24 protein-coding genes and 1 pseudogene are annotated in these 25094 nt (G+C 57.1%); 21 read left to right on the top strand and 4 right to left on the bottom strand.

Going from position 1 to position 25094, the window contains the following annotated elements; all coding sequences use genetic code 11:
• Positions 1-199: 199 nt before the first annotated feature.
• The 21 genes and pseudogenes from OMP40_RS32310 (at position 200) to OMP40_RS32215 (ending at position 22633) form a co-directional block, all read left to right on the top strand.
• The gene (locus OMP40_RS32310; RefSeq protein WP_277537415.1) at positions 200-823 is read left to right on the top strand and encodes an RICIN domain-containing protein; all 624 of its coding nucleotides are present in this window, start codon (positions 200-202) and stop codon (positions 821-823) included.
• 37 nt (positions 824-860) lie between these two features.
• Positions 861-1094, top strand: coding sequence for an RICIN domain-containing protein (locus OMP40_RS32305; RefSeq protein WP_277537413.1), 234 nt, complete (start codon positions 861-863; stop codon positions 1092-1094).
• Positions 1095-1178: 84 nt separating this feature from the next.
• Positions 1179-2705 (top strand): sialidase family protein, encoded by a 1527-nt coding sequence (locus tag OMP40_RS32300; protein ID WP_277537411.1) that lies wholly within the window; start codon positions 1179-1181, stop codon positions 2703-2705.
• Positions 2706-2730: 25 nt separating this feature from the next.
• The gene (locus OMP40_RS32295; RefSeq protein ID WP_277537409.1) at positions 2731-3102 is read left to right on the top strand and encodes a hypothetical protein; all 372 of its coding nucleotides are present in this window, start codon (positions 2731-2733) and stop codon (positions 3100-3102) included.
• 211 nt (positions 3103-3313) lie between these two features.
• A complete protein-coding gene (locus OMP40_RS32290; RefSeq protein WP_277537407.1) occupies positions 3314-4318 on the top strand; it encodes a hypothetical protein in 1005 nt (334 codons plus the stop codon).
• Positions 4299-5102: a sensor histidine kinase gene (locus OMP40_RS32285; protein ID WP_277537405.1), complete on the top strand. Its 804-nt coding sequence runs from the start codon at positions 4299-4301 to the stop codon at positions 5100-5102. Before OMP40_RS32290 ends, OMP40_RS32285 begins: the two co-directional genes overlap by 20 nt.
• Positions 5077-5364, top strand: a pseudogene (locus OMP40_RS42610) (response regulator); the annotation flags it as partial. The gene OMP40_RS32285 and the pseudogene OMP40_RS42610, both read left to right, overlap by 26 nt.
• A gap of 385 nt (positions 5365-5749) precedes the next feature.
• Positions 5750-6739 (top strand): helix-turn-helix transcriptional regulator, encoded by a 990-nt coding sequence (locus tag OMP40_RS32280; RefSeq protein WP_277537403.1) that lies wholly within the window; start codon positions 5750-5752, stop codon positions 6737-6739.
• 104 nt (positions 6740-6843) lie between these two features.
• Positions 6844-7638, top strand: a complete 795-nt coding sequence (locus OMP40_RS32275; RefSeq protein ID WP_277537399.1) for an extracellular solute-binding protein — start codon at positions 6844-6846, stop codon at positions 7636-7638.
• Between the two features lie 13 nt (positions 7639-7651).
• Entirely contained in the window at positions 7652-8614 is a 963-nt protein-coding gene (locus OMP40_RS32270; RefSeq protein ID WP_277537397.1) for an extracellular solute-binding protein, read from the top strand.
• 64 nt (positions 8615-8678) lie between these two features.
• Positions 8679-9590: an ABC transporter permease gene (locus OMP40_RS32265; RefSeq protein WP_277537395.1), complete on the top strand. Its 912-nt coding sequence runs from the start codon at positions 8679-8681 to the stop codon at positions 9588-9590.
• Positions 9591-9608: 18 nt separating this feature from the next.
• Positions 9609-10499, top strand: coding sequence for a carbohydrate ABC transporter permease (locus tag OMP40_RS32260; protein ID WP_277537393.1), 891 nt, complete (start codon positions 9609-9611; stop codon positions 10497-10499).
• 14 nt (positions 10500-10513) lie between these two features.
• Positions 10514-12172 carry a right-handed parallel beta-helix repeat-containing protein gene (locus OMP40_RS32255; protein ID WP_277537391.1) on the top strand — a complete coding sequence of 553 codons (1659 nt, stop codon included), beginning with the start codon at positions 10514-10516 and terminating at the stop codon, positions 12170-12172.
• Positions 12169-12819: an SGNH/GDSL hydrolase family protein gene (locus tag OMP40_RS32250; RefSeq protein ID WP_277537389.1), complete on the top strand. Its 651-nt coding sequence runs from the start codon at positions 12169-12171 to the stop codon at positions 12817-12819. Before OMP40_RS32255 ends, OMP40_RS32250 begins: the two co-directional genes overlap by 4 nt.
• Positions 12755-13306, top strand: coding sequence for a hypothetical protein (locus OMP40_RS32245; RefSeq protein WP_277537388.1), 552 nt, complete (start codon positions 12755-12757; stop codon positions 13304-13306). Before OMP40_RS32250 ends, OMP40_RS32245 begins: the two co-directional genes overlap by 65 nt.
• A gap of 9 nt (positions 13307-13315) precedes the next feature.
• Positions 13316-15745 (top strand): GH116 family glycosyl hydrolase, encoded by a 2430-nt coding sequence (locus OMP40_RS32240; RefSeq protein ID WP_277537387.1) that lies wholly within the window; start codon positions 13316-13318, stop codon positions 15743-15745.
• A gap of 24 nt (positions 15746-15769) precedes the next feature.
• Entirely contained in the window at positions 15770-17035 is a 1266-nt protein-coding gene (locus OMP40_RS32235; protein WP_277537385.1) for a hypothetical protein, read from the top strand.
• Between the two features lie 893 nt (positions 17036-17928).
• Positions 17929-19179 carry a hypothetical protein gene (locus OMP40_RS32230; protein WP_277537382.1) on the top strand — a complete coding sequence of 417 codons (1251 nt, stop codon included), beginning with the start codon at positions 17929-17931 and terminating at the stop codon, positions 19177-19179.
• Between the two features lie 88 nt (positions 19180-19267).
• Positions 19268-19735: a hypothetical protein gene (locus tag OMP40_RS32225; RefSeq protein ID WP_277537381.1), complete on the top strand. Its 468-nt coding sequence runs from the start codon at positions 19268-19270 to the stop codon at positions 19733-19735.
• 250 nt (positions 19736-19985) lie between these two features.
• On the top strand, positions 19986-21320 hold the full coding sequence (locus tag OMP40_RS32220) for an LLM class flavin-dependent oxidoreductase (RefSeq protein WP_277537378.1): 1335 nt from the start codon (positions 19986-19988) through the stop codon (positions 21318-21320).
• An 80-nt stretch (positions 21321-21400) separates the two neighbouring features.
• The gene (locus OMP40_RS32215; protein WP_277537376.1) at positions 21401-22633 is read left to right on the top strand and encodes an MFS transporter; all 1233 of its coding nucleotides are present in this window, start codon (positions 21401-21403) and stop codon (positions 22631-22633) included.
• A 342-nt stretch (positions 22634-22975) separates the two neighbouring features.
• Here the strand turns inward: OMP40_RS32215 and OMP40_RS32210 are convergent, their stop codons facing one another.
• From OMP40_RS32210 to OMP40_RS32195, 4 genes are all read right to left on the bottom strand, one after another.
• On the bottom strand, positions 22976-23179 hold the full coding sequence (locus OMP40_RS32210; protein WP_277537374.1) for a hypothetical protein: 204 nt from the start codon (positions 23177-23179) through the stop codon (positions 22976-22978).
• A gap of 172 nt (positions 23180-23351) precedes the next feature.
• Positions 23352-24179 (bottom strand): carbohydrate ABC transporter permease, encoded by an 828-nt coding sequence (locus OMP40_RS32205; RefSeq protein WP_277537372.1) that lies wholly within the window; start codon positions 24177-24179, stop codon positions 23352-23354.
• Positions 24180-24196: 17 nt separating this feature from the next.
• Complete coding sequence (locus tag OMP40_RS32200; RefSeq protein ID WP_277537367.1) at positions 24197-24319, bottom strand: hypothetical protein; 123 nt, start codon at positions 24317-24319, stop codon at positions 24197-24199.
• On the bottom strand, positions 24297-25079 hold the full coding sequence (locus OMP40_RS32195; protein ID WP_277537364.1) for a carbohydrate ABC transporter permease: 783 nt from the start codon (positions 25077-25079) through the stop codon (positions 24297-24299). Before OMP40_RS32195 ends, OMP40_RS32200 begins: the two co-directional genes overlap by 23 nt.
• Between the last annotated feature and the right edge of the window lie 15 nt (positions 25080-25094).

The following is a 25094-nucleotide window of genomic DNA, read 5'->3' as shown; positions in this document are numbered from 1 at the left end:
CGGAGGCCCGAATGGAACGGTTGTCCTGTCCTGCGGCGGATCGGATAAGCTGTTTTTAAATTACAATTACGGGCAAGGCGTATGGACGACGCAGGACGCCGTGTTGCCCGCATCCTACAGCAGAAGTTTAGTTCCGGTCGGAGGAGCGACCGTACTCGCGGTCGGGACTGTGTCGAACAGTGCGACGGGGAATAAAGATGTGAAGGTCGGAACGATCGATATTCGCCCGTCCAACAATACGTTTAATGGCAATGTGTTCATGCTCGTCAATCGAAACGGGAAAACCGTCGATTTGATCGGCGGGGATCCCGCAGAGGGCGCCGTCGTGAACCAGTGGTCGTATGACTCGAACAGCCTCAATCAGCGCTGGTCCATCGTTCCGACAGGCGACGGACACTTTAAGTTTGCTTCCAGGATCAACGGGAAAGTGGCTACCGTACAAAACGATTCGATGTCAAACGGCGCTCAAATCGTCAACGCATCCTACGTGGAAGGAAACACGTCGCAACAATGGGATTTCGTAGACGTCGGGGACGGCTGGTTCAAAATCGTGAATGTCGGAAGCGGGAAAGTCCTTGAAGTCTCCGGGGATTCGACGAACGATAACGCCAAATTGCAGCAATGGGACTGGAACGGGATCAATGCGCAAAAATGGCGATTGCAGCCGGTCGGAGATTATTATATTCAGGCCAAGCACAGCGGCAAGTATATCGATATCGGAGGCGGCTCCGTCTTAAACGGCGCGGTCATTATCCAATGGCCGTTTGAAACGAACAATTGGTTCAAATGGAGATTCGAAAGCGCGGGGGGAGGGATGGTATAAGGTATCCAGTCTGCATGCCCCGGGCAAGGTCATCGATGTGTCGGGAAGTTCGACAAGTCCGGGAGCCTTTACGAATCTTTGGGATTATGTTGGCGGAAGCAATCAGCAGGTTCGTCTCGTACCGCAAAGCGACGGAAGCTTCAAACTGTATTTCAAGCACGACGGATTGCTCTGGGATATGGCCGGGGAGTCGTTGACTAACGGCGCCCAACTGACCCAGTGGTCGGATTTGAATCTGAACAACCAAAAGTTTTACTTGGAGTCGCTATAGCTTTACTTAAACATTAACTTTCCACTAACTTCCAACTATGAATCCGCATAAATTTGTTGTCCATTCTAAAATGGAGGGATTTATGTGATGAAATCAAAAATTCGACTGGCGTTTACTTTGCTGTTGATCGGTTCGCTTGTCGGCTTGTCCATACCGGCTTACGCTTATAATTTGGTCGGGACCTGGAGCTCCGGAACCGTCGTGAAGAACGATTCCGCGCACAATGTAGAATACGGCAGGATGCTAAAGCTGTCCAACGGCAATTGGTTGTCGGTTTATTCCGTCTATTTAACGAACGTTCAGCTTGAAATCGCCAGAAGCACCGACAACGGCCGCACGTGGACGCCGATCGGCAGCATATCGGATCCCGGCCGGGACGTGGACAACGGCATGCTTGTTCAGTTGCCGAACGGCGACGTGCTTGTCGGCTCGCGATCGGTCATATGGGGGACCTCCTACCAGCTTAAGGTTTATAAAAGCACGGACTTGGGCGCGACCTGGAGCTATTTAAGCACGATCGATCAGAACAATGGATCGCCCGGCAGCTTGAGCAACCCGGATAAAGGGATGTACGAACCTCATTTTTATTTCCTCGATAACGGGAATCTCGCGGTCATGTACGCGAATGAAAAACATGTAACGGAAACCCCCTCCTACAGTCAAATCATATCCCAGCGCGTGTCGACGGATTACGGCGTCACCTGGGGCAACGAAATTTGGGTCGCATGGGATCCGAACAACGCGGCCGCAAGACCCGGCATGCCCGTGTGGACCAAGATGAACAATGGACAGTATATGGTCGTCTTTGAAGTATGCGGGACCGACAACTGCAACATTCATTACAAAACCTCGATGGATGGAACGACCTGGTCAAGCGGGATCGGCAGAACGATCCCGGGCCAATACTCGGCGCCCTTCTTGCTCTCTTTGCCCGACGGTCAGCTTGCCGTTACCTCCAACAGCGGCAATCTTTCCTTCAGCGACGACTACGGCACTTCGTGGTATTTGAACGGAGCTGCGCCCTGGACCCCGTTCGGCAAGGCCTGGAGCAGCCTTTATATGACGGGCCCGAATGAGATCGCCGCCATGACGAGCGTGGACCAGGGAAGCTATCGAAGCAATGTTCAGTTGAAATTCGGCACATTCGTCAGTAAAGGCTATGTGAAAAACGCCGGATTCGAGGAAAACGCCGGTCAAACGCCAAATGGCTGGAGCGTGTCCGGTCCCAATCCTTCGGCTAACTTCGTCGAGGCGTCCGGCGTGCCGGGCGGTAGCCAAAATGGCGCTTATCATAACGCCATGTGGAGCGCAACGCCTTATGAAACGTATGTCTGCCAAACCGTCGACCATTTGTCGAACGGCAGCTACAACATAAGCGCATGGACGGAATCGACCGGCGGATTGGCCATTTCCCAGATGGAGATCAGCAACTACGGCAGCTCCGTCAACGTACCGATACCGACCGGCACGTCGAGCTACCAGCAGATCAACTCGGGCCATATAAACGTGACGACGGGAAGCGTGAATATATGCTTTCACGCCAAATCGACGACAGGCAATCAGTGGATCCGAATCGACGACGTGAGCCTTCAAAAAAAACCAGGGCTTTGAATCGAACGACATCAGCGGCTGGTACGTGGCCGGCGCGAATCCCGATTTCAATTTCCCCGAATCGTACGGAGGCAGCCACAGCGGCTCGTATCACGATGCGATGTGGAGCGCGTCGCCTTTCGAAACTTGGATTTACAAGGACTTCGATCATGTGCCCAGCGGTACGCATACGATCACCGCATGGACAGAATCGACGGGCGGTTTGGCCATCAACCGGATGGAAGTCAGCGAATACGGAGGCGCCGTGAACGTCTCCGTTCCAACGGGAACTTCCAGCTATCAGCAGATCAGCAGCGGGACGATTAACGTAACGACGGGTAAAGTGCGCGTAGCCTTCCACGTCAAATCAACGACCGGCAATCAATGGACCCGAATCGACGATGTATCGTTGAATTAATGTCGCCGGACCATCCGCGACGGTAATCATTGTGACCGGCTCCCGATTCGTTCTTCGGAACGGACGGGGGGCTTTTTTGTGTTCTATCAAAGGGCGGGTAATGTAAACCATTTGTCAGCCCGTAAAAATAATATAAGCGATTGCCTTCCGCGCTTTCGCTATAATGGTCTCAGCGGGCATACAGCGTTGCGCGACAAAAGGAGATCTTAAAATGAAAAGCGCTTTCATTTTGTGGCGAAAATCGATTTTCACCCGTCTGATTCTCACGTTTATGTTGATCATCTCGCCGATTTACCTGGTCGGCTTTATGATTTACAACTGGGGGATCGCCAGCATGAAGGATGAGCTGGAAGGCACGATGAGGTCGCAAGTGAACTTCTACGGAAGCAATCTGGACACGGAGATTCAGCGCGTCAATGCCTTGTTGTTTAATTCGCTGTACGACAGCAATCTGACCGATCTCTCCAATCTCATCACCAAGATGTCGGATTACGACATTTACCATTCCGTCAACAATCTGCAGCAGCGATTGTTCGTCTTGCAGAACAGCAATATTTATGTGAAGGACGTGACTGCGCATATTCCCTCCGCGGATATGATCGTTTCCTCCAATACCGGTATCGGCGCCTTGGATCCGGCGGCGCTGCGGTTTTTTAATAGCGCGCTGACAGATTCGAAATCTCAGCTCATCTTCTACCGCGACGATATTTATTTGCGGGCCTTGCTTCCTCTGGATAAGGACTATCGGTTGGACAAGCGCGTACATCTGTTGACGGCGACGCTGTCCGTCGATCGAATCCGTGCAGCATTGAGTCAGTTGGAGACGCGGGAGGGCAGCGGTGCCGCATTGCTGCTGCCGAACGGCCGGCTGATCGCGAGAGAGACGGCCGATTCCGGCTTCGTCGATCATTTAAAAACCGCTGTCGAGGCAAGGTTGGGGGCGTCGCAGAGCGGGTCGTTTCAACTGAAAAACGAGGGGAAAAATTACTTCGCCGTGTATATCCAATCCGAATACTTGAAGACGGCTTTGGTTCAGTATGTTCCGAACGAGGCGCTGACGGACAAGGCCGATCGATTCAAGACGATCTTCGTCCTCTTTTTCAATTGCCGCGGTTATGATCGTCGTCTTGTATATGTTGTCCGCCTTCAAGTTTATTCAACAGCCGATGCTGAAGCTGATTCGGGTGCTGCGACAAATGGAAAAGGGCAAGCTTGACGTCGAGATCACCCACGCGCGCAACGATGAATTCGGATTTCTTTTTCAGCGGTTCAATGGCATGATGCGCAACCTTAACCATCTGATCGACCAGGTGTACAAGCAGCAAATTCTTGCGCAGCAGGCGGAGCTAAAGCAATTGCAGTCGCAGATCAATCCGCACTTTCTGTACAACACGTATTTCGTCCTCTACAACATGGCGATGACCGAAGATTACGACAACGTCAAGCTGTTCACCCACCAGCTCGGCTCATATTTCAAATACATTACGCGAAACGCCGCGGAGGATGTGCCGCTGCATGTCGAGGCAGACCACGCCAGGACTTACTGCGACATTCAGAGCCTGCGCTTCTACAACCGCATCGTCGTCGAATTCGGCGATCTCCCGTCAAGCTGCCGGGATCGACTTGTGCCACGGCTCATTCTGCAACCGATCATCGAGAATGCGTTCGAGCACGGCTTGGCCGACAAGAAGAGCGGAGGACTTCTTGCCGTCCGTTTCGAAGAGGAAATTGAAAACGGGAGGTTCTCAATTTCGGTGGAAGATAATGGTCCGGCGGTAACGGATGAGAGAGTGAGGGAATTAAACGGCATGCTGTCGATCGGAAGCGCCGACGCGATCGAGATGACCGCGATCGTTAACATTCATCGCCGACTGCGGCTCAAGTTCGGAGAGAATAGCGGCCTGGGTTTTCGTCATGGAAGCCATGGAGGGGTCCGAGTGATCATTAACATTCAAGAACGGGAGGCGACAAGCGATGAAACGACTCATGATCGTCGATGACGAGCCGTTTATCGTCAACGGTTTGTACGAGTTTATGCTGCTGGGGTCCGGACTCGAGCTTGACGTATACAAAGCTTACTCGGGCGACGAAGCGGCGGAGTGGCTGCAACGCACTAAAATGGATATTGTTATCTCCGATATCCGGATGCCTTCCATGAGCGGCCTGCAACTGCTCGAGCTGATCCGCAGAAGATGGCCGCATTGCAAAGTCATTTTACTGACGGGCTACAACGAGTTCGATTATGTCTATCAGGCGATTCGACACGACGGGGTTCGTTACTTGCTGAAGACGGAAGGGTACGATCGCATACTCGAATTTGTCCGGGCAGCCGTCGCGGAAATCGACGAGGCCCGCAAATCGGAGGATCTCGTCTCTACGGCCAATCGGCAGATGAAGCTTGCGCTTCCCGTTTTGCAAAAGGACTTCTTTGCGGGCCTGCTCCGCGGAGCGCCTTTTTCGACGGAGCAGCTCTCTGGCCAGTTTCGACAGCTGTCGCTGCCGATGAACGCGGGACGGGAAGTGCACCTGACCTTGGGCCGATTGGAGCGTGTCAATCAGGCGGAAAGCGCCTATCAAGTTAAAATGGCGGCTGAACGATACATGGGCCATGGATTCGCTTCCGCCTTTTTTTGTGGGAGAAGACGGCATGCTCGTATGGTTGCAGCAACCGTTAGCGGCCGACAAGGGCGAAGTTGCCGAAGAGGAAATCGGCGGGATTGCGCAGCTGAAAGGCATGCTGGAGCTTGTGCTGGAGATGTGCGAGGAAACGTTCGGTATATCGGTCCATTTTATCGTGGACAGCCATGCCGTCTCTTGGGATCAAATCGCCAAGCGCTATTCGGTCCTCCGGGCGGCAAGCGGCAGCCTGCCGGTCGTCGGCGGCAGGGGAAGCATCGCGGAATACCCTTTTGCGAATGCTGCCCGGACGGCTGCGGGGGAAAGCGAGCTGCTCGAAACGATCATGCGGCACGTGAAGCGGCTGGATTTGCTCGGCAGCTTTCTGGATACGGGGCGCAAAGACGAATTTCTATCTTTGCTGGAGGAGCTGCTGCTAAGCGCCGAGAAGGCTCAGGCATGTCATCTGACGCATGCAGCGCTCGGCATTTATTTTCCATTGTCGCTGCTCGTGCAGTCCCATATCCACACTTGGAACATGGAAGAAAGGCTGAACGGGGCGCCGGATGTTTATATTCAAGCGCTTCATCATCCGGCAGCCGCGCCGAATCGGACTTCGGAGGCGTTTCGTCATATCGCTCCGCTGCTTTTTGAATGGAGGCAGAACGCGCAGACCAGTCATGCGCATACGGCGATCGCCCAAGTGCAGGAATATTTGCTATCGCATCTGGACGGCGATCTGTCTCTCGTGCGGCTTGCGGAAGTCAGCCGGCTCAATCCGTCGTATTTATCCCGACTGTTCAAACAAGTGACGGGCGTTAACCTCAACGTCTACATCCAGGAGGCACGGATGAACAAAGCGATAGAGCTGCTGCGCGAATCAGACTTTAAAGTGTATGAGATCGCCAGAATCGCAGGCTTCGAGTATGCGCCCTATTTCACCAAGACGTTCAAGAAACACTTCGGATTTAGCCCGCAGGAATACCGAGATCGTATGGCGAGCGATGTCAATCGAATATAAGCAAGTCAAAAAGTTATGCGTTTTCAAAGCGAGCGCCTCCTGCCATAATTCGGACCATGGAGCAGCGGACTCACTCCAAATCCAGGAACGCGGGGGGATTGAAATTGAACAACGAGAAATGGAAAAAGGGAACGGGAATCGGGATGGCCGCGATTTTGCTGGCATTGACGGCGTGCAGCGGCGGCGATAATCCGGGCGGTAACGAAGGTGAGGGACAGCGCTCGTCCGGAAGCGCGGCTGCGGGTACGACGCAAGCCTCGGGGGCGGCTGAGGCGAAGGCCGACCCGCTCGGGAAATACGATTCGCCGATCGCGGTGACGACCGTCAAATCGCTGGACGACGGATCGATGAAATTCCCCGAAGGGGAAACGATAGACAACAACTTGTGGACGCAAGGCTTTGAGAAGGACCTCGGAATCAAGCTGAAGGTCGAATGGCTGGTGCCGGACAATCAATACGAGCAGAAGCTGAACGTGATGATCGCTTCCGACGATCTGCCGGACATCACGATGGTGAACGCGGTGCAGCTCAAGCAGCTGGTCGACAACGATATGGTGGCGGATTTGACCGGCGCGTACGCACAGTATAAGTCAGAGCTCGCGGATCAAATCATGACGGCCGATGGCGGAATCGGACTGAAGCAGGCCACCTTCGACGGCAAGCTGATGGCGATTCCCCAGATGAACGGCGCATCGGATTCCGCGCCGATTCTGTGGATTCGCAAGGATTGGCTCGATCGGCTGGGGCTGGACGTTCCCAAGACGATGGATGAGCTCTACGAGGTGTCGAAAGCGTTTACGGAAAACGATCCGGACCAAAACGGCAAAAAGGACACTTACGGTCTTGCCCTCGAAAAAGGGTTGTTCGGCGGCGAATTCGTGCTGAACGGCTTTTTTTAACGGCTACCATGTCATGACCGGCTCGCCGGGCAATCTGCTTTGGAACAAGGGCAGCGACGGCAAGCTGATCTTGGGCTACGTGCAGCCGGAAGCGAAAACCGCGCTGGGCAAATTGGCGGAGATGTACAAGTCCGGATACATCGAGAAGGACTTTGCGGTCAAGGACGTCGGAAAAGTGGGCGAGTCCGTCGTTTCGGAAAAAATCGGCATGTTCTACGGGCTTCACTGGAACGTCTTCTCCCCGCTGCCGAGCGCCGTGCAGAAAAATCCGGCTGCCGACTGGCGTCCGTACCCGATTCCGACGGCAGGCGGCACGGTTACCGCCGAAAATTTGCTTGGCGTAACGAATTTCTTCGTCGTGAAAAAAGGGGCCAAACATCCCGAAGCGGCGATCAAAATACTCAACTACTTCCTGCAAAAACAAAACCCGCTTAGTCCGGACTACGATCCAAGATATCATAACGGCCCGCAATATCCGGAAGGCTCCCATAACGAATACAAATATTCGCCGATCTTCGCGTTCCATCCGCAGCAAAATATTTTAATTCACAAAGGCTACGTGGAATACGGCAAAGCGCGGGATCCCGAAGTGCTCAGCGCCTGGAACCGGGGCAGCCAGCCCGACATCGAGCTGCTGGAGAACGGCTACAACGGCACGGACGGCGAAGGAAAAGCGGCCGGCGTCAAAACGGAAATATGGCCGGGCTGGATGTGGTCGGGGCCGATCGGCGCATACAGCGTCGTAAACGGCTACCTGGAAAATAAACAAATCGTCGAACCGCTATTCTACGGCGCGCCGACGCCGACGATGACCGCCAAACAATCGACGCTGGAGAAGCTGATTTTGGAAAATTACACGAAATTCATTATGGGCGTCCGACCGATCGGCGAATTCGAGCAGTTCGTAAAAGACTTCGATTCCCTCGGCGGCGCGGACATCGCAAAGGAAGTCAACGACTGGGCAGCGGCGCAATAATCGCACAAAGTCGGAGGAGGGCGTCTATGCGCCGCCTCCCATCGACCCGGAGAGGATGTTACAGATGAAGAAAGGCTACGCGAGCCGGATGTGGGCGCGCGAATGGCCGATGCATCTGATGATGCTTCCGGCCGTACTGCTCATCGTTTTATTCAGCTATATTCCGTTTGCGGGACTTGCGATCGCATTCGAGCGTTTTAATCCGAGCAAAGGTTTTTTCGGTTCGCCGTTCGTCGGGTGGGACAATTTCGAATATGTCGTGAAGATGCCGGGGTTCGGTCAAGTGCTGTGGAATACCGTCTACATCGCATGCATGAAAATCGCGGGGGGATTGCTCGTTCCGGTTGCGTTCGCGCTGCTGTTAAACGAAGTGGTGAGCACGAAGTTCAAGCGAACGGTGCAAACGCTCATTTATTTGCCTCACTTTTTATCGTGGGTCATTCTCGGAGGCGTACTGACGGACATCCTGTCGCCGTCCGGCGGACTCGTGAGCAGCTTGCTTGGCTGGTTAGGAGCCGATCCCGTCTTTTTTCTCGGCGACGAGAAGACATTTCCCTATGTGCTGGTCGTTACGGATATATGGAAGGAATTCGGTTTCGGCACGATTATTTACCTGGCGGCCATTACGTCGATTAACCCGGTGCTGTATGAAGCGGCCCTATGCGACGGCGCAAGCCGCTGGCGGCAGGTATGGCATATCACATTGCCGGGCATGGCGCCGATTATCGTGCTGATGATGACGCTCAGTCTCGGCAATGTGCTGAACGCCGGCTTCGATCAGGTATTCAATCTTTACAGTCCGGTCGTGTACCGCACCGGCGACATCCTCGATACGCTGGTTTACAGGCTAGGGCTCGTCGATGCGCAATACGGCGTGGCGACCGCGGTCGGTTTGTTCAAGTCCGTCGTTTCGTCCTTTTGCATCGTCGTCTCGTATATCTGCGCTTATCGATTTGCGAATTATCGCATTTTTTAATAGAAGGAAGAGGATGGCATGAACCGGACCGGCATGGGAAGATCCGCCTTTCAATTGCTCAACTACGCCCTGCTTGCTTGCGTCGCGATCGCCTGCGTGGCGCCGCTGGTCAACGTGCTGGCCATATCGCTGAGCGAGAGCGCCTATGCGGCGGCCGGCAGCGTGAAGCTGTGGCCGGTGCATTTTACGATAGAGTCCTATATCTACGCTTTCCAGGACAAACTGCTGCTCCCCTCCTATTGGATATCCGTTCAAAGAGTGGCGCTCGGCGTCGCGATCAATATGTTTCTGACGATTCTCGTGGCTTATCCGCTCTCGAAGGAGGTTCGGGAGTTTCGATTGCGGACGTATTACGTCTGGCTTCTGTTTATTACGATTTTGTTCAACGGCGGTCTAATTCCCTGGTATGTCACGATCCGGCAGTTAAACCTGATGGACTCCTTGTGGGCGCTTATCTTGCCGTCGGCCGTACCGGTATTCAATTGCATTTTGCTGTTGAACTTTTTCCGGCAGCTGCCCAAGGAGCTGCAGGAGTCCGCCCATGTGGACGGAGCGGGACACTGGACGATCTTATGGCGCATCATGGTGCCGCTGTCGAAGCCGGCGCTGGCGACGCTCGTGCTGTTCGCCTGCGTCAACCATTGGAACGCCTGGTTCGACGGGCTCATTCTGATGAAGCGGCCGGAGCATTATCCGCTTCAGACGTATTTGCAGACGAAGGTGATCAGCTTCAACGCCAATGCGCTCCTCGGCGCGACGAAGGAGGAGCTGGAATCGCTGATGGCCGTATCCGACCGTACGCTCAAGGCGGCGCAGATCTTTCTGGCCGCGCTGCCGATCATGTGCGTTTATCCGTTTCTGCAAAAGTACTTCGTGAAAGGCATTGTGATGGGAAGCGTGAAGGAATGAGCGGAGGAGAAGACATGACACATTCTGCGAGAGATGCACGACAGCATGAAGCCGCGCCGCTCGTATTCCATGCGAGCGAATTCGGCGCCAGAGGGGACGGCGTCACCGATGCGGGACCGGCCATACGCGCCGCGATCGCGGCTGCGATCGCCACGGGCGAAGAGGCGGAGGTGAGACTGGGACGCGGGCGCTACCGCGTAGCGAGCGGACACGGCAACGAAGCGGCAATTCGCATCGCGGGTGCAAGCAAGCTGGTCCTGACCGGCGAGGGCGACGACACGGTTATCGTCGTGTGCAATCCGATGGCCGGCGGCATCGAAGTCGCGGACAGCGGGGACGTTCTCGTGCAATCGCTGGCCGTCGATTACGATCCGCTGCCTTATACGCAGGGCACGGTGACGGAGGTGAACGGGGCCGCAGGCTGGTTCTCGTTTCGGGTAGACGCGGGCTACAGGCAGCTCGACGAGCGAAATTTTCACGAAGCGGAAGCGCGTTTTGGCTTGCTCGTCCGAGGGGCGGGCGGACCGGAGCCGCGTTACGGCCCGCATCCGCTGATTGATCTGACCTGGGAGCGGGTGAGCGCGGACGAGTGGCGCGTGAAAGCGCCCGATCGTAAGATGCTGCTGGCTTCGGGCATGCGCCCTGGCGACAGGTACGCTCATATGGCGAGGCGGCATTCCGAGAGCGCGATTAACTTCTGGCGCACGGAAACAGCATCCGTACGCGACGTCACAGTATATGCCGGACCCTCGCTGGCTTCGATATGGGGACAGAACGGCGACGTTGACATCGACGGCTTGCGGGTGGAGGTTCTCCCCGGCTCGAACAGACTGCTGTCCGCCAACGGAGACGGCATTCACAATTTGAACACGCGCGGACGATTGGACATTCGCAACTGCGCCTTTTCCGGTATGGCCGACGATGCCATTAACATCCACGTACGGGCGGGAACGGTGCGAGAAGTTCCTGCTCCGAACGAGCTGCTCGTGCATGGCGGCTTGTTCGAAGCAAGAACCGGCGACAAGGTACAGCTGTATCGTCCGCGAACCGGATGCATCTTGGCAGAGGCGACGGTGCTGCATGCCGCTGCGCGGCCGGACGGCTTACATGCGATTCGGATGGACCGAGATATAGCGGGCTTGCAAGCAGGCATTGGGCTGCACGACGCCGACCACGTCTACAATTTGTCCGCTTGCGGCCGCGGATTCGTCGTGCGAGGCAACCGGTTCGGACGGCACCGCGGTCGCGGTATTCTCGTTCGCAGTCCGGACGGTACGATCGTAGACAATGAATTTCTCAACGCGGAAGGCTGGGGAATCGCCGTCCAGCACGAGCCGGATTGGGAGGAAGGACCCATCGCGCGGAATCTGACGATAACAAGGAACACGTTCACAGGGGATGACGACAATGTCATGGCGTCCGTTCATATCGCCGCCGGCACGCCGGCCGGGATTTCTGAAGCGAATTGGGGCAAACCGATCACAGGCATTTTGATCAAGGACAACCGGTTCGTGCAGCCGCGCCGTCCGCTCGTTCATATTCAATCGGCGGCAGACGTTGCGGTGCGTCATAATGTCATGATCGGCGCATTGCCGGAGGCGCGATTCGGCGTTCCCGCGATTACGACCGCAAATGCGCAGGGAATCGATGACGGGGAGGCATGGCGCGAATGAATCCCGACGTTTGGCGTCATCGCGGGCCGCTTGCGAAGCTGCGCGAAAAGCTGAAATCTGGTGCGGCGACGATCGGCTTTCTCGGTGGTTCGATTACCGAAGCGGCACCGGGATATAACTGGCCGGAGAAGGTGCTGGCCTGGCTGACGGAGACGTATCCCGCCGTCCGCTTCACGGTCGAGAACGCCGCGATCGGCGCGACCGGCAGCGATCTGGCCTGCTTTCGCGTCCGGCGGGACATCATCGACCGACAATGCGATATCGTTTTCGTCGAATATGCCGTCAACGACCACTATGCGGACAAGGAAATCCGCAAGCGCGCACGCGAAGGACTGATTCGACAACTGCTGGCATGGGGCGAAGCCGATATCGTGCTCGTCTATACCTATTTGCAGGCGATGTACGCGGATATGTCGGGAGGCAGGGTGCCGGATTCGGTAGCCGAGCTGGAGCAGTTGGCCCGTCATTACGGGATCGGCTCGATCTGGGCGGGGCTGTACGCCTTCGAGGAAGTTCGCAAGGGTCGCATGGATTGGGACGAATGGCTGCCTGACGGCTTGCATCCGACCCACCGGGGGAAGCTTGAGCTACGCGCAAGCCGCGATCGCCTATTTGGAGCGCGAGCTGCAGCCGGAAGACGCGGATAGCAGCGGCGTAAGTCCGGGCGAGTCCGGTAATCGCGCGTCGACAACCGGCATGATGCCAGCGCCGTTAAACGACAAACACTGGGGTCGCGTGTCGCAGCTTTCCTTCGCGGATGTCGCGACGGAAGGGCCCTGGACGATCCGGCGCAGCAGCCGCAGCGTCTGGATCGACCGGATGCTGGCGACGTCCGCCGTCGGAGCGAAGCTGAGCTTCGCGTTCGAAGGGACGGGGCTGGCGCTCGCGTTCGACTTCGGCAAGCGTTCGGCCGATTTTCGCTACCGGATCAATGGGGGAGAGCCTGCCGTGCATGTCTTCGATCGGCAGGACTGGTGTCCGGACGAAGGGATGTTCCAGCTGGCCGTCGTGGCCGGCGATCTGCCGTCCGGCAAGCACCATGCGGAGCTGGAGGTCGTACATGGCGACGGACCCGGGTGCACGGGTACGCGGTTCAAACTGGCCTTCATCGGCGTCATACAGGAATCGAGGTGAAGCGCGGAAATGCAGGATAAAGGGTACGCAGGAAAGATTTACGGAAACGGCCTCGATGCGAGGATTGCCTACCCGCTAGGCGGGCTGGGAGCCGGGATGATTGCGCTGGAAGGGACGGGCGCCTTGTCTCATTTTTCCCTCCGGCATAAGCCGGATCTTCGACACAAGCCGATGACGTTCTCGGCGATAACGGTGCGCGGCGATAACGCGGTCGCCAAAGTGCTTGAAGGGCCGATACCGGCGCGCGCGATTTACGATCTAAGGGACGGCCCGCACGGCGGAGCCGCGGGCGGGCAGAACGGCCGGAATTACGGGCTGCCGAGAATGGCCGAGAGCGCGTTTGCAGCCCGCTTTCCGTTCGCAGAAGTGAGGATGAGTCACCCGTCACTGCCTGTGAATGTCGTATTGACGGGCTGGAGCCCGTTCGTGCCCGGCAATGCCGACGATTCCTCGCTGCCGGCGGCGGCGCTGGAATACCGGTTCCATAACGTCACGGACAGGCCCGTCGAACTGGTCTATTCGTTCCACGCCCGCAATGTGATGGCTTGCGGAGAAGGCGAAGCATCCGCCAGCCGGATCGACGGCGGCTTCGCGCTCGTTCAGGACGGCACGCCGGGCAGGCCATGGACGGAGGGGCGTTTCTGCGCCGCGACCGATCATCCCGGCGCCGTGACCGATACGGCTTGGTTCCGCGGGGACTACTGGTTCGATACGCTGACCATGCTGTGGCGAAACATCGAGGGTGCTGCCGCCGATCGGCTCCCGCAAGGGAGCGGAAAGGGCGGGAAGGGCGCCAGCCTGTATGTGCCGCTGTCGCTGCAGCCGGGAGAGAGCGTCACCGTACGGCTGCGGCTCAGCTGGTTCGTGCCGGCGTCGGGCCAGCGTCACGGCGAGTTTGCCGATGCGGCCGATCCAGGCTATTACAAGCCGTGGTACGCATCGGCGTTCGCGGACGGCGAGACACTGGATCGGTATTGGCGCAGCGAATACGACCGGTTAAGGTCGAAGACGGCAGCATTCTCGGACTGCCTCCACAGTTCGGGTCTGCCCGGGGATATCGTGGAAGCCGTATCGGCCAACCTGCCGATCCTTAAATCGCCGACGATGCTGCGGCAGTATGACGGCAGGGTATGGGCCTGGGAAGGCTGCTTCGACGAGGAGGGAAGCTGCTATGGGACCTGCACGCATGTCTGGAATTACGCGCAGGCGCTGGCGCATCTGTTCCCCGGCCTTGAGCGGGAAATCCGGCGCACCGAATTCACGGAGGGGCAGGATGAAGCGGGACACCAGAGCTTTCGCGTGCCGCTGCCGATCGCGCCGTCCGCCCACGCGGAGCAGGCTGCGGCGGACGGACAGCTGGGCGGTATCATGAAGCTGTACCGGGAATGGAGAATCGGGGGAGATACCGATTGGATGCTCGCGTTGTGGCCGAAGGCGAAGGCGAGCCTGCAGTACGCGATTCGAACGTGGGATCCCAGGCGCACGGGCGTGCTCGAGGAGCCGCATCACAACACGTACGATATCGAGCTGTGGGGGCCGAACGGCATGAGCGCCTCGCTGTATTTGGGCGCGCTGAAGGCGGCGGCATCGATGGCCGAAGCGGCTGGCGAATCCGCCGAAGAATACGAGACCTTGTACGCCAAAGGCCGATTGTATGCCGAATCGGCGTTGTTCAACGGCGAATATTTCGAACAGCAGGTTCGATGGAAAGGCTTAAACGCCGAGCTTCCCCAGGTGGGGCACAAGGCGAACAACGTCGATTATTCCGAAGAAGCCTATGAGATCTTCCTGCGGGAAGGCCCGAAGTATCAATACGGCGCGGGCTGTCTTGCCGACGGCGTGATCGGATGCTGGCTGGCCGCGGTATGCGGACTCGGAGATATTCTCGACCCGGCGAAGGTCGCCAGTCATTTGCTCAGCGTGTACCGCTACAATTTTAAACCGGACATGTCGGAGCACGTCAATCCGCAGCGTCCGGGCTTCGCGCTGGGGCAGGAGGGCGGATTGCTGATCTGCACGTGGCCCAGGGGCGGAGAGCCGACGCTGCCGCTGCAATACAGCAACGAAGTGTGGCCGGGATTGGAGTACCAGGTCGCTTCGCATCTTATCTATTTGGGCTATGAGGAGGAGGGGCTGTCGATCGTAAGGGCTTGCCGTGCCCGGTACGACGGACGCGTACGCAACCCGTTTTCCGAGTACGAATGCGGGGAATGGTACGGCCGGTCGCTATCGTCTTACGCGCTGCTGTGGGCGTACGGCGGCATCCGCTACGATGCGGTCGACCGGACGCTTTACGTGAGACGCGCTGCGGCTGAAAGGGACTTCTCCAATTTCATCTCGACGGCTTCCGGTTACGGAACGGCGGGCGTGAAGGGCGGCCGGCCGTTCGTCTCTTGCGCGGCGGGCGACATTGCGGTCGATCGCGTCGAATGGTATTGAAATCATACGGGAGCGTGAAGCGGGATGAGAGCATGGGTAAAGGGAACGACGGTCAGATGGTCCGTGGCGCTGCTGCTCGTATGGCCGATTTTACTGATTCAAAACTTTTCGAATGAACGATCCGCCTATGCCGATCCTTCCTCGGATGCCTACGTGAATTATGACGCCGGTACCGGTACATGGACGATGGGCACCGCCGCGGTCGAAAAGAAAGTACGGTTGAACGGCGCAGGCCAGTTCCTGCAAACCAGCTTCAAGAACAAATTGACGAACCGGGAGTACGTGCAGGGAACGCAAAATTCGGACGAATTCCAGATTAAGATCGACAGCATGGTCTACAACGGCTCCTCGACCGGATGGGTATACGATTCGCATGCCGTATCCACGCTTTCACAGGGAGAAAGCCAGCTCCGCATCACGATGCATAACGCCATCGTAAAGGTCCAACGTTATTATGTCGTCTATCCTTTCACCGGAGCGATCCGGGAATGGTCGGAATTCCAGAACGTGTCGGGCAGCGCGCAGCTCTTTTCCTCGCCGTACATGTTCAAGCAGCGGCTGATGCAAAACGATCGAGCCGATATCGATCTGCAGTACATGACGGGGGGAGGCAATTTTACCGGATCGGGTATGCTGAAAACGGTGCCGATGACGGGCAGCTACAGCCGAATCTTCGATTCGTACGATGCGCCAGAGGTCACGTCCGTCGACGGACACACCCAGAACGCGATCGGCACCTATGAGCAAGGCACTTCGGTCTACGACTCGTTGTTCGTGCTTCGCAACCGGTCGTTGTCCGAGGGCGTCTGGCTGTCGTTCGATTATAACGGGCATTGGCTTGCGCAAATCAGCGAGAGCGGCACGCCAATCAATCTGAGCGGCTATGCCAGCATGACCGATTACTCGGTCGCGAACAATGCCTCGATTCAGGGCCCGAAGAGCATCATCGGCGTATTCAGCGGCGATCTGGACGACATGGGCAATACGATCCTGGACTACACTTACCGCTATCTGTGGGATTATACCCGCGGCTCGGGCGGCGGCTCCTGGCAGAACCGGATCAGCCCGCAAATGCCGAACGCTTTCGAATCGGCCAACTACGCCCGATATGGCGGGGGGGACTGTCGTGCATGTCGACGACAACTGGTACGATCGCAAAGGCGACTGGAACGAGGCGCTGTCGGGCGAGAGCTTCGCCGATCTGAATGCATACGTGCAGAAGAGCGGCATGAAGATGAGGGTGTGGTCGCCGTTCTGGCATGCGGATTACGGTTCGGAGGTCGTCAATGACCATGTCGAATGGCTCGTCGACGGCGACGAGGTGACGTTCTACGGCCTCCATCTGAATCTGGCCAACGAAGACGCGTACCAATGGATTCTCGGCAAAGCATCGTTGAAGCAGGCGGAATGGGGCGCTTACGATTGGCGGTACGACGGAGCGCCTGCCTGGAAGACGGGCGGCAGCGACAACGACATGCTGCTGCAATCCCAGAACTTTTTCCGGCTGCTAAAAGCGTTTAAGGATGCCAACCCGCTGGCGACAATTCACGGTTGCGCCTCCGGCGGGGAGATCCTGTCGATGGAAGCCTTGCGGTACGTCGACGCGCAGCAATTGACGGACGGACTCGCCTATCATTATGCAGGGTACTATCAATCGCTGAAGCTGCCCCTGTCGAAACTCGGCCACAGCTTTTATTCGGAACCCGACATCGATGCGGATTTTACGACCTCGGAGCCGAAAAGCGCGGCGGCGAAAGAAAGATACCGCAAATTCGTGGAGATGCAGCGCTATATCGGCACGCAGGGCGTAAACGGCAGATGGAGCAAGGTGTTCCGCCCGACGATGGCCTCGGGAGATGCCACGTACATGCTGCAGACGACAAACGGCGATCTGACCAAAGCGATGATCATGTTCAGCGGATATGCGCCGTACTTTAACAGTAATATTACGGTATATCCAAAAGGGCTGCTCGATGCCACGAGCTACACTTTGAGTTGTCCGAAGGGAAGCTGCGTGTCACAGACCCGCTCGGGCAGCTATTGGAAAACAACGGGCGTATCGCTGACGAATCTGCAGGCCGGCGAGACTATATTTTTTAATATGACCGATTATCCGGGCGCCGGAACGGACGCGGCGAACCCGACGGCGCCAAGCGGCGTTACGGTAAAAAAAAGCATCGTATATGGGGAAATACGGCGTCGAGCTGAACTGGAACGCAGGAACGGACAACCGGATGCTGTCTTACTATGAGATCGAACGAAATGGCGTCGTCGTCGATAAAGTCTCGGTCGGTACGTTTGATTTCCTGGAAAACGGCGCTGCCGGCGATACGTACCGGGTCCGAAGCGTCGACGGCGACGGCAACGTCTCCGGTTATGCGACGGCGTCCTTGCAGGCGGGCGGCCCTGCTGCGCCCCCTCAGCCGGTCATTCCGGACCGCTACGAATTCGCAACCGGCTTCGGCTCTTCCCAAGGCGGCAACCAATGGGCGTATCAGCAGCAGTACGCGCCGTTCGCCGGCTACAATTATTTGACGAATCTTTTCTGGGACAGCGCCAACGGCCGATGGAAGGGGAACGATACTTACCCGCTGGTGGCGCCGGGCTGGGTTCATCCCGGCGATGCATATAATCCCGTCATCAAGTGGATCGCGCCCAAGGACGGAACCGTCCGGGTGACGGGTATCGTGTCGCTAAGCCAGTCCGGGCAAGGCGGTGACGGCATCGTCGCCCGCATCAAAGGTCCGACCGATTCCCCGTATACGATCGGAGATCTGTGGGGACCCCATACGCTGGCCGGCAACGATACGGCCGGCATCAGCCACGATCTCGTCGTGCAAGTAAAGAAAGGACAGGCGCTTTTCTTCGTCGTGAACAAAAACGGCAACTCTTATTTCGACGGCACCTACTGGAACCCGGTCGTGACCTACGGAACCTTTTACGACGCTTCATCCGGATTTTCTTCAACGCAAGGCAGCGGCGGCTGGTTCTATCAAGAGTGGAACGGTAGTGCCTATGCCAATCTGTCGACCTACAACGTTGGTTCGGCCACCTGGCAAAGCGCCGGAACGGATCTGCTGGTTGGAGCGAACTTTCAGCATCCCGACGCGAACGATTCGGTGCGCAAGTGGGTTGCGCCAGCCGGCGGGACGATCGACATTACCGGCACGGCGAAGATGTATCAATCCGGGGGGAGACGGCGTTATCGTCACCGTCAAGAAAAACGGTACGACGATATGGGGGCCCCAGACGATCGCGGGAACCGACACGACGACCGGCGTCAGCCACAATATCACGACGACCGTAACAGCGGGCGATGCCATCTATTTTATCGTCAACAAGAACGGTACGAAATATTTCGATTCAACTGTTTGGGATCCGATGATCCGGCTTTATTCCTGATCATCCAAAGCAAGCAGATTCCAGTGGGCTAACCTGCTTTTTGTATCTTTATTTGTTTTATTTTTGATTTCCGCATGGTATCTTGAGGATGTTCCTCGCAAGGGGGAATGGAAGGGGGAGATGCCGGTGGGATTTTCAATGGTCGGGACCTTGATCGCCGTCTTTATGCTGCTTCCCAGCCTTGTATTTTTTACCTGGTTTCCGCCCATCCGGGTGCCGCATGGGCTACGGGAGAGCAATCGAATATTTACGATCCTGGAAAAGGCCGGTCAGGTCGGCTCTCTGGTTTTCCTGGCGATCTCAAAGGACTTCTTTCCGCCTAGCCATGGCAGTACGATCGTTATGCTACTGATGGTCGTTTGCATCGTAATTTATTACGGCCTATGGTTCAGATATTTAAAGGACGGGCAATCCTTCGCTTCTTTGTATAAACCTTTTATGATCGTACCCATACCCTTGGCGGTATTCCCCGTGCTGGCCTTCGGCTTCGCAGCCTGGTGGGGACAATGCGTCTGGCTGGGCGTCTCGACCGCACTGCTTGCGATTGGGCATTGGACTGTTAGTTACACGATTTATAGACAATTGTGAACGGGACCGCAGGAGCCGATTTAAAATAAATGTGCCGCAGAGATTTCCGATCTCTGCGGCACATTTTATTTTAGGACGTCAATTCAAGCAATGCTTTCGCATTCCCGTCGCGGAAATCGCTCCCGCTACGATTTAAAGTTTGAATGCATCAATTGGATTTATTAATTAGTCAATCGCTTCCATGGAGACGTACAATGGAATAAAACCTACTGAAATAATAGGAATATAAAGCGAATAGGAGAGAAACGTAATGGCGAATCGCAGACAGGTCAAATTCGGCGCGGCGCTTCACGGCGTAGGCGGCAATGTGAGCGGGTGGAGGCATCCCAAGATTCAAGCGGATGCAAGCGTCAACTTCGATCTTTACAAGAGCTGGACGCGCAAAGCCGAGGAGGGCAAGCTTGATTTTATTTTTATCGCGGACGGCTTGTTCATCAATGAGAAGTCGATTCCGCACTTCCTGAATCGCTTCGAGCCGATCGCGTTGCTGAGCGCGCTCGCTTCGCAGAGTGCTAATATCGGACTTGTCGGGACGTTGTCGACGACCTACAGCGAGCCGTTCACGGTCGCGCGCCAATTCGGCACGATCGACAAGATCAGCGGCGGCAGGGCCGGCTGGAACATCGTCACCTCTCCGCTCGAGGGAACGTCCGCGAACTTCAACAATAAGGCGCATCCCGAGCACGACCAGCGCTACGAGATCGCGGCGGAATATCTGGAAGTTACGAGAGGTTTGTGGGACTCCTGGGAGGATGACGCCTTCGTTCGCGACAAGGAGACCGGCGTATTTTTCGAGCCGGAGAAGCTGCATACGCTGAATCACTCGGGCCGGTACTTCTCCGTCAAGGGGCCGCTTAATATCGCACGTTCTCCGCAAGGCCAGCCGGTGATCTTCCAGGCGGGATCGTCGGAGGTCGGCAAGAACTTTGCCTCGAAGGAAGCGGACGCCATCTTCACCGGACACGAGACGATCGAGGATGCGATCTCCTTCTATAATGACATCAAGGAACGCGCGCGCGCGTTCGGCCGTTCTCCGGATGAAGTGCTCGTGTTCCCGGGCATCGGACCGATCGTGGGCGAGACGGAAGCCGACGCCGAACGGAAGTACCGGGAGATCGCTGAGCTTGTCACCGTCGAAAAGGCACTCGAGCACCTTGGCCGGTTTTTCGAGCACCACGACTTCAGTCAGTATCCGCTGGACGAGCCGTTCCCGGATATCGGAGAGCTGGGGCGCAACAGCTTCCAGAGCGGTACAGACAAGATCAAGGCGGATGCCAAAGCCAATGGTTGGACGCTGCGCGAGGTCGCGCTGCGTGCGGCGACGCGGCGGAGCGAATTCATCGGGACGCCTGCGCAGGTGGCGGACCGGATTCAGCAATGGTTCGAAGCCGGCGCGGCGGACGGGTTCATTTTGTTCGAAGCCGTTCCCGGAGGGCTGGAAGACTTCGTTGACCTGGTCGTTCCGATCTTGCAGGAGCGCGGCCTGTTCCGCACGGAATACGAGAGCGACACGCTGCGCGGCAATCTCGGCCTGCCATTCCGGGAAAACCGGTATGCGAAGGAGAGCGCCGGTATCGGAAGCTGACAAACGAAGGAAAAGGCGCTGCGACACCGGCTCTCCAGAGGCGGCGTAAGGGAGAGCGATAACGAACAGGAGGCGTCGCATTGCCCGATTGGAAACGCAACATGTATCTGCTTTGGTGCGGACTGTTTATCAACGGCATGGCGGCCACGCTGTCCACGCCCTTTTACCCTTTGTTTCTGCGACAGGATCTTGGCGTAGCTCAACATGTCGAGACGTGGGCCGGCGCCGCGATCTCGATCAGCTTCCTGGTGAGCGGCTTATGCGCGCCGTTCTGGGGCTCGCTCTCGGATCGCTTCGGCAGCAAGCCAATGCTGATCCGTTCGGGCATCGGGCTTGGTCTCGCTTATTTCGCCAACATCTTCGTCTTCGATTTGATCTCGTTTCTGGCCGTTCGCGTCTTCCAGGGCGTCATGGCGGGCTTCTATCCGGCATCCATGACGCTGGTCGGGACCAATACGCCGGAGAAACATGTCGGGTACGCGCTCGGCGTCATGTCGACATCCACAGCCGCTGGAAGCATTATCGGCCCGCTGGCAGGGGGCTTGATCAGCACATGGATCGGCCTCCGGGGATGCTTCATCCTCTCCGGTGCGCTAATGATCCTATCCGCGTTGGTTGTCATGGGTGTCCGGGAAGCCAATCGACGGCGCGATACGGTCCGAACGACCATTCGGCAAGACTTGCGGCAGGCGGCGAAGGCGCCCATGTTGCTTCGTATTTATGGCATCATCGTCGTCGTCACGGTGTCGACCTACATGCTGGAGCCGCTGCTGTCTCTCTATGTCGTCGAACTCGGCGCGGACGAGAGCGATGCCATGCTTAGCTCGGGGATCGCATTCTCCGCTGTAGGGCTGGCTACCGTATTGACCGGCGCCTTTTGGGGACGAATGGGCGGGCGCTGGGGTTTGGGGAAAACGCTGATCGTCGGCCTTGTTGGCGGCGGGATCGGCAGTCTGCTGCAGCTCCTTGTTCCCGGCGTCGCGGCCTTCACCGGCTTGCGCTTCGGCTACGGCCTTTTCTATGCGGCCGTCTTCCCGTCGCTGAACGCGCTGATCGTGCGATTCGCCGACAGCGATTTCCGGGGAAGAGCCGTGAGCCTGAGCCAATCGGCGAATATGCTCGGCTTCGTGCTCGGGCCGCTGCTTGGCGGAATCATAGGCAGTGCCTTTGGCATCTCGCTCGTCTTCGCGTTGACCGGGGGCGTCCTGCTTGGCGCGGCCTGGTTCATCAAGGCAAGCGGGTTCGACCGGGCCGCGGTTGCGCGAACGGGCAGGTCCGCAGGTGAGCCTGCGAATGCGGCCAATCCAACGTAGCGTTGCAAAAAAACAAGGCCCAATCGTCATGAAAATGACGATTGGGCTATTTGCCACTAAACATGACCAAGTGGTCGGCCTCAACAGCAGCGCCTAAGAGACGCTGTACAGAGCTACTTTGCGGAACAGTGTGGCCAATCGAGCACAAGAGACGCTGTACAGCGTTACTTTGCGGAGTAGCGTCGACAATCGAGCGCAAGAGACGCTGTACAGCGTTACTTTGCGGAGGAGCGTCGACAATCGAGCGCAAGAGACGCTGTACAGCGTTACTTTGCGGAACAGCGTTGACAATCGAGCGCAAGAGACGCTGTACAGCGTTACTTTGCGGAACAGCGTCGACAATCAAGCGCAAGAGACGCTGTACAGCGTTACTTTGCGGAACAGCGTCGACAATCGAGCGCAAGAGACGCTGTACAGCGTTACTTTGCGGAACAGTGTGGCCAATCGAGCGCAAGAGACGCTGTACAGCGTTACTTTGCGGAACAGTGTGGCCAATCGAGCGCAAGAGACGCTGTACAGCGTTACTTTGCGGAACAGTGTGGCCAATCGAGCGCAAGAGACGCTGTACAGAGCTACTTCGCGGAAAAGTGTGGCCAATCGAGCACAAGAGACGCTGTAGAGAGTTACTTCGCGGAACTGCACCACCAACCGAGCCCAAGTGGCTCCGGATGGGACCTCTTGGGCTTGATTGAGCGATCGGCCGAAGGCACTCGGCGTCTTACATCTTTATCGACCCGCTGGAAATACCTTCGACGAAGTTCCGCATCAACAGCGAGAACAGCAGCAGCAGCGGGACGGCCGCGATCAGGTAGGCGGCCATCATGCCGCCGTAGTCGCTCAGGCCGTAGTTGCCGGCGGCGGCTTCGAACGCGACGAGCGCCATCGTGATCGTCTGATGACTGCGATCGAGCAGCAGCGAAGGCAGAAGGTAGTCGTTCCACAGGCTGGTGATATTGATGATGGCGACCGTCGTGCAGATCGGGACGGAGAGCGGCAGCACGATCGTCGAGAAGATGCGGATGTTGCCCGCGCCGTCGATGCGGGCGGCCTCGAAGATCTCGTCCGGCAACTGCTCGAAAAACGTCTTGAGGACAAAGATGCTGAACGCCTGCCCGCCGGCGATATACGGAAGGATAAGCGCCAGGTAGCTGTCGCTTAAGCCGAGCTTTTTGATCTGCAAATAAAGCGGAATGAGCGTCAGAAAGCCCGGAATCAGCAGAAGCCCGAATACGAGCAGAAAGAGCGTGTTTTTGAGCGGAAACCGAAGCTTGGAAAAGGAGTAGGCGCTCATGGCGGAAAAAGCGACGATGGCGACGACGCTGGCCGCGATGATGACGGACGTGTGGTACAGCGACAGGCCGACTTTCTCCCAGGCCGCGCCGTAATTGCTCCATAGCAGCGATTTCGGGAAGGACAGCGTGCTGGACGCGAATTCGAGCGGCGATTTGACGGAGTTTTCGACAATGAAATAAATGGGCAGCAGATTGAACACAAGCAGCAGCAGCAGCAAAAGTTGCCCCGCTCCTGGCAGGCGGAGAGCGCGCATCGTTGGACCTCCTGTCCTCAGGATTCGGATTTGACCAGCTTCATGTTGACCAGCGTCAACAGCAGGATGACGACGAACATGACCAGCGCGATCGACATGCCGTACCCGAACTCGCCGTTAACGGTCGAGACGTTGTACATATGCAGAATCGGCACGTAAGTGGAGTAGCCGGGTCCCCCCGTTGGTCATGATGAGCGGCGGGATGATGTTCTGCAGGCTGCCGATCAAGGTCAGGATGACGATCAGACGCAGCTGCGGGAAGGAGGAGGGGATGTCGATCCGCCATACGCGCTTCCAGCCGGTCGCGCCTTCCAGCCTGGCGGCCTCCAGCACCTCGGTGGAGATGCTCTGCAGACCGGAGTAGAAGATGAGCAGATTAAAGGCGCTGATCCACGGGAAGCCCATCAGGATGATCGAATAAAGCGCGATATTCGGATTGCCGAGCCAAAGCTGCTGAAGCGAGCCGAGTCCGATCAGCTCAAGCAGCTGGTTGATGGCGCCGTCCCCCTGATACAAAAACCGCCACAGCAGGATGGTGACGATGCCGGGGATGACGATCGGCAGAACGAAAAGCGTCCGGTAGATATACTGCGCGCGCGCTCGCCGCAGCTGGAAGATCAGTTCAGCAACAAGAAAAGGCGGTACGACGGCCAGCACGATCGACAGGACGACCCAGATCAAGGCGTTGATCGTCGATTGGCGCAGTACCTCGTCGCCGAATAGACGGACGAAGTTGTCCAGTCCGATATAGCGCGGCGCATTGAAGCCGTCCCAATCGGTGAAGGCGCCGATCAGCGCCTGGTAGACCGGATAATACGTGAACCAGATCAGGAAAATAAACGTCGGCAGTATAAAGGCGTATCCGGTCAGCGCGGTTTTCAGCTTGGCTTTTCCGGTCATGCGGCATTCGTCCTT

Source organism: Cohnella rhizosphaerae, assembly GCF_029525575.1.
Classification (GTDB): Bacteria; Bacillota; Bacilli; order Paenibacillales; family Paenibacillaceae; genus Cohnella; species Cohnella rhizosphaerae.
The sequence above is the reverse complement of the archived record's forward strand: the minus strand, read 5'-3'. Positions and strand labels throughout refer to the sequence as shown.

Excerpts from the sequence above, each read along its gene's own strand:
- OMP40_RS32290 (WP_277537407.1), top strand. The coding sequence starts at position 3,314 with ATGAAAAGCGCTTTCATTTTGTGGCGAAAATCGATTTTCACCCGTCTG.
- OMP40_RS32285 (WP_277537405.1), top strand. The coding sequence starts at position 4,299 with ATGGAAAAGGGCAAGCTTGACGTCGAGATCACCCACGCGCGCAACGAT.
- OMP40_RS32280 (WP_277537403.1), top strand. The coding sequence starts at position 5,750 with ATGCTCGTATGGTTGCAGCAACCGTTAGCGGCCGACAAGGGCGAAGTT.
- OMP40_RS32270 (WP_277537397.1), top strand. The coding sequence starts at position 7,652 with ATGACCGGCTCGCCGGGCAATCTGCTTTGGAACAAGGGCAGCGACGGC.
- OMP40_RS32265 (WP_277537395.1), top strand. The coding sequence starts at position 8,679 with ATGAAGAAAGGCTACGCGAGCCGGATGTGGGCGCGCGAATGGCCGATG.
- OMP40_RS32260 (WP_277537393.1), top strand. The coding sequence starts at position 9,609 with ATGAACCGGACCGGCATGGGAAGATCCGCCTTTCAATTGCTCAACTAC.
- OMP40_RS32255 (WP_277537391.1), top strand. The coding sequence starts at position 10,514 with ATGACACATTCTGCGAGAGATGCACGACAGCATGAAGCCGCGCCGCTC.
- OMP40_RS32250 (WP_277537389.1), top strand. The coding sequence starts at position 12,169 with ATGAATCCCGACGTTTGGCGTCATCGCGGGCCGCTTGCGAAGCTGCGC.
- OMP40_RS32240 (WP_277537387.1), top strand. The coding sequence starts at position 13,316 with ATGCAGGATAAAGGGTACGCAGGAAAGATTTACGGAAACGGCCTCGAT.
- OMP40_RS32235 (WP_277537385.1), top strand. The coding sequence starts at position 15,770 with ATGAGAGCATGGGTAAAGGGAACGACGGTCAGATGGTCCGTGGCGCTG.
- OMP40_RS32230 (WP_277537382.1), top strand. The coding sequence starts at position 17,929 with ATGGGGAAATACGGCGTCGAGCTGAACTGGAACGCAGGAACGGACAAC.
- OMP40_RS32225 (WP_277537381.1), top strand. The coding sequence starts at position 19,268 with ATGCCGGTGGGATTTTCAATGGTCGGGACCTTGATCGCCGTCTTTATG.
- OMP40_RS32220 (WP_277537378.1), top strand. The coding sequence starts at position 19,986 with ATGGCGAATCGCAGACAGGTCAAATTCGGCGCGGCGCTTCACGGCGTA.
- OMP40_RS32205 (WP_277537372.1), bottom strand. The coding sequence starts at position 24,179 with ATGCGCGCTCTCCGCCTGCCAGGAGCGGGGCAACTTTTGCTGCTGCTG.
- OMP40_RS32200 (WP_277537367.1), bottom strand. The coding sequence starts at position 24,319 with ATGTACAACGTCTCGACCGTTAACGGCGAGTTCGGGTACGGCATGTCG.
- OMP40_RS32195 (WP_277537364.1), bottom strand. The coding sequence starts at position 25,079 with ATGACCGGAAAAGCCAAGCTGAAAACCGCGCTGACCGGATACGCCTTT.